Origin of the sequence: Bilophila wadsworthia ATCC 49260, from assembly GCF_000701705.1 — a bacterium.
Classification (GTDB): domain Bacteria; phylum Desulfobacterota; class Desulfovibrionia; order Desulfovibrionales; family Desulfovibrionaceae; genus Bilophila; species Bilophila wadsworthia.
Window position 1 is genome coordinate 1 of record NZ_JNJP01000162.1, and the last position, 3,849, is coordinate 3,849.

General features: G+C 61.9%; 2 protein-coding genes and 1 pseudogene. All 3 read right to left on the reverse strand.

All coding sequences use genetic code 11. The features are described 5' to 3' along the window. Window positions 1-1,144 (reverse strand): annotated as a pseudogene (locus T370_RS0121480) (PD-(D/E)XK nuclease family protein); the annotation flags it as partial. Window positions 1,145-1,462: 318 nt separating this feature from the next. Beyond that, a complete protein-coding gene (locus T370_RS0121485) occupies window positions 1,463-1,993 on the reverse strand; it encodes a 3'-5' exonuclease (protein WP_029436963.1) in 531 nt (176 codons plus the stop codon). Window positions 1,994-2,060: 67 nt separating this feature from the next. Further along, the gene (gene mnmE / locus T370_RS0121490; RefSeq protein WP_029436964.1) at window positions 2,061-3,446 is read right to left on the reverse strand and encodes a tRNA uridine-5-carboxymethylaminomethyl(34) synthesis GTPase MnmE; all 1,386 of its coding nucleotides are present in this window, start codon (window positions 3,444-3,446) and stop codon (window positions 2,061-2,063) included. Window positions 3,447-3,849: the final 403 nt, after the last annotated feature.

Sequence of the window (3,849 nt, forward strand, 5' to 3'; positions counted from 1 at the left end):
CTTCTGAAGAGGGGCTTCCCTCTCCCTTCCCCCGCGTCCCCTTCCCTCTCCCTCCCAAGACCTTCGAGGTTATCGAATCCTTGTTGTCGGCATTCCCGCTGGCCGAAGTTTCGGGAAGGGTGGAAGCCGTGCCGTTTTCCGATGAGGGGAGCAGGGACAGCTGTTGCGTCGTGCTTCTGGCCTTGAGCGCGGCGGCGAGGCGGTCTTTCCGTTCCAGTTCGATGAGATCGCCGCGTAGGGCGTCCAGTTGGGAATGCAGGTCGTAGCCCGCGAAATAGTGGATTTTCGGTTTCTTGCCGGGGGAAGGGCAGGCCAGCACGGTATCGGCCTTCCAGTCCGCGATCCAGTTTGACTGTTCGGTACATGCCCAATGCCCTTGCCCGTTTTCGGCCAGCGCCGGATCGACGTGCAGGAAGACCTGCGCGCCGTGCCGCCAGAGGTAGCGGAACAGGGTGTTTTCCGTGCCGGTGAGCATACCGAAGCCCGCCAGCAGGATGGCGCGCCCAGCGAGAAAGTCGGGCAGCGGCGGGAGGTCGTCTCCGTCCGTTCCTTCTTCCAGCGCGCTGGCGACGACAAACGCGTCGAAGCCGGGCGTGGTGAGATCGGATTCGATCAGCGCGTCGCGGTAACGGTGGAAAATCTTGCCGAGCGAGCCGAGAAGGGCCGCCCCGAAAGGAGCCACTTCGCCTTCCGTATACAGCATGTCCTCGGGCGTGAGCCCTTGCGTGAAGCACTCCTCCAGCAACTCCGCGAGCCGCACCCCCCACGGGAAAAATCCCGCGTCGTCGGTTTTGGCGAGCTGCATACACAGCTCAGTGTCCGGTTCCGCCAGTTCGCGGACGCAGCGGGAGAGCAGGGCAATCTGATCCAGTTTTCCAGCCTCTCGGCGGAGTTTCTGGTGCTGTTCCTGGCGGAACGCCGCCATCAGTTCCCGTTCCGTGAACATGCGCGGGAGGAGGCAGGGTTTGGGCACATCCGGCGCGTAGCGGAAGCGCTCTCGCAGGTAACGGCGGGGGCGGTCATGCATGAAGACCACCACCGCGTTGCCGGGCTGGCCGCGTGTGGCCTTCATCACCCCGTTTTTGAGGGCGTCCAGAAAGTCGGTGTCCCAAGGGACGATACGGAACGGAGGGGAGGGGGTCATAGTTTCACCTGAGAGTGGGATGGGGGTAGGGAGGGGAAGATTGGGGAAGGGAGGGAGAAACTTTTAAAAAAGTTTCTCCCTCCCTTCCCCAAACCCCATCCCTCCCGCTTCAAAACTTTTTGACTTTATCGAATCCCCCATGTCGATTTTCCCGAGAAAAAAGAGAGGATATTTTCCTCAAATATTTTTCAGCCGGTTCTTTCACCATGAGGGAAAGCCGTGAACGGGGATTCGATATGGTCAAAAGTCTTGGGAGGGAGAGGGGGGCGGGGGAGGGGAGAGGGATGCCCTTCTTCAGAAGAGTTCCCTCCCCCGATTTCACCCCTGATCCATCATACGTAAATAAATTTCCCGGCCTATCCACGCATCGGTGGCGGCATAGCGGATCTGCTGCGGCGTGAGGGTCTTTTTCGCCCAGTTGGAGCACTGCGCGGCCTTGCTGATACGGCAGCCCATGAGCTGGGCCGCCAGCGTGCGGAGGCCCTGCGCCTTGATGCCGCGCTGTTTCGCCATCTCGGCGAGGTCGGCAAGCCCGCCGGGTGTGAACTCGTGCAGTTTCTGGAGGGCGCGGATGTCGTCACGGATGGCGACCCCGGCCTTGATGATGCCGGGATCGGCAAGCAGCCCCGCGAGCGCCCCGCAGAAGGGCGTGAGGTTCAGGCGGATCAGCACCACAAGTTCCGAACCGGCAAGCTGAATGAGCGAGGTCGGGTAACTTTTGCCTTTCTTGAAGGACGGGCGGGATTCGGTATCGAACCCGAGGAGCGTTTCCTTTTTGAGAAAATTCAGGGCACGGGCCATCTCGCCTTCGGTCTGGACAAGCATTACCTCGCCTTCGTAGGCCAACATGGGCAGGTCGTTGATTTCTTCTTTGGAAAGTGGTGCTCCGCCAGCTGCGTTTGAAGATGCGTTCATGCTATTTGCCAATACAGAAAGATGCGAAAATACGGTTAAGGACTTCTTCCGGGGTGTCCAGCCCGGTGATCTCCGCCAACGCCGAAGCCGCGCCCTCCAGGCGGACGGCGCACAAATCATAGGGAACCCCCGCGAGAACGTCCTGTTCCAGCGCCTCAAGTTCCCCGAGTACCTCCATCAGGCTCCGGGCCTGCCGCAGGTTGGGTACCGCTTCGCCCGGTTCCGGCTCCTGCCCCTGGCTGCGGGCCAGCGCAAGCTCCCGAACGGCTTCGGCCAGCGTTTCCAGGCCTTCTCCCTTGCGGGCCGAAATAACGGCATGTGCCGCCGGTTTCACGGAAAGGTTCGTCTCCTTTCCATACCAGTGCGGGGGAGGGGTGGCAAGATCGCTTTTGTTCCAGACAAGGATGGTGCGTTCCGGGCCGAGCTCCGAGAGCAATGCCCATGTGTCCGGCGTCGTTCCCTCCGTGCCGTCGACCATGAGCAGGACCACATCGGCGGATTCGATCATGGAGCGGCCCAGCTGGATGCCCTGCGCTTCGGCGGGGTTGTCCGTTTCGCGCAGGCCCGCCGTGTCCACAAGCCGGACGGGGAGCCCCGCAAGCTGGATCGGTTCTTCCAAAAAATCACGTGTGGTTCCGGGGTATTCCGTCACCACGGCACGCTGGCGGCCAAGGAGGGCGTTCATGAGGCTGGACTTGCCCGCGTTGACCGGGCCGGCGAGGGCTACGGTCACGCCTTCGCGCCAGCAGCGGGTCCGCTCGAATCCGGCGAGCAGGGAGGCCACCGCCGCCTTCACGTCCGCGATGGCGGAGAGGAAGCCTTCCTGCGGCAGGCATTCCACTTCTTCCTCGGGGAAGTCCACGGCAAGGCATATCTGCGCCCGCAGATGCTCCACGCGTTCCCGCAGATCGCCGATGCGCTGCCCGAGCACGCCGTCGAGTTTGGCGGCGGCAAGCCTCGCGCCTTCCTTGGACGGCGCGGCGATCATTTCGGCGACGGCTTCGGCCTGCGTCAGATCCATCCTGCCGTTGAGGAAGGCGCGGCGGGTGAATTCCCCCCGCTCCGCAAGGCGTGCCCCCGCGCAGAGGCAGGCTTCAAGCACCGCCGCCAGCAGGACGGGGCCGCCGTGGCATTGGAATTCCGCCACATCTTCCCCGGTGAAGGTCTTGGGGCCGGGCATAAACACCGCCAGCGAGTCGTCCAGCGTGTTGCCTTCCGTGTCTTGAACGCGCCCGCGCCGCAAGATCCACGGCTTATAGCCGCCCTTTCCGGCCGGTGCGAACAGCTTCTCGAGTATGGGCAGCGCGCCGGGGCCACTGACCCGGACAATGCCGATGCCTCCGGCACCGGGGGCCGTCGCTATGGCCGCTATCGTATCGGTGGTCATGTATGGCTCCTGAGGAGAGGGCGCATCATAAGGGGGAAAACATTCTCTGGAAGCGGGGAGCGCCCGCACGTTTTCCCCCTCCCCTTTCATTTTTTATTCCAAAGCAGTTTCAATGCGGGGCTAGCCCGTTGTTGAACTGGCCGGGCCGCCTGCGGCCTTTTCTCTTAATTGAAGGGGTGATGATATTCTGAGACTATTTTTTTGCCAAGAGCGGTGGATTCGCACGGAGAAGGATTACATGAACACCGCCGGACTTTTTCCGCAGAGTATCCATATCCCCCATACAAAAAAAAGCGACTTCACCGAAGCCGCCTTTTCACCCTTGTCCCCACAACGAACGTCTTTGGAGGCGGAGGGGTGGGGTTTGGGGAGGGGAGGAAGCCTTTCTTCAGAAAGGTTCCTC

What these genes read in the sequence shown, in the direction of transcription:
- T370_RS0121485 (WP_029436963.1), bottom strand. Translation starts at nt 1,993, where the DNA reads ATGTTGGCCTACGAAGGCGAGGTAATGCTTGTCCAGACCGAAGGCGAG.
- mnmE (WP_029436964.1), bottom strand. Translation starts at nt 3,446, where the DNA reads ATGACCACCGATACGATAGCGGCCATAGCGACGGCCCCCGGTGCCGGA.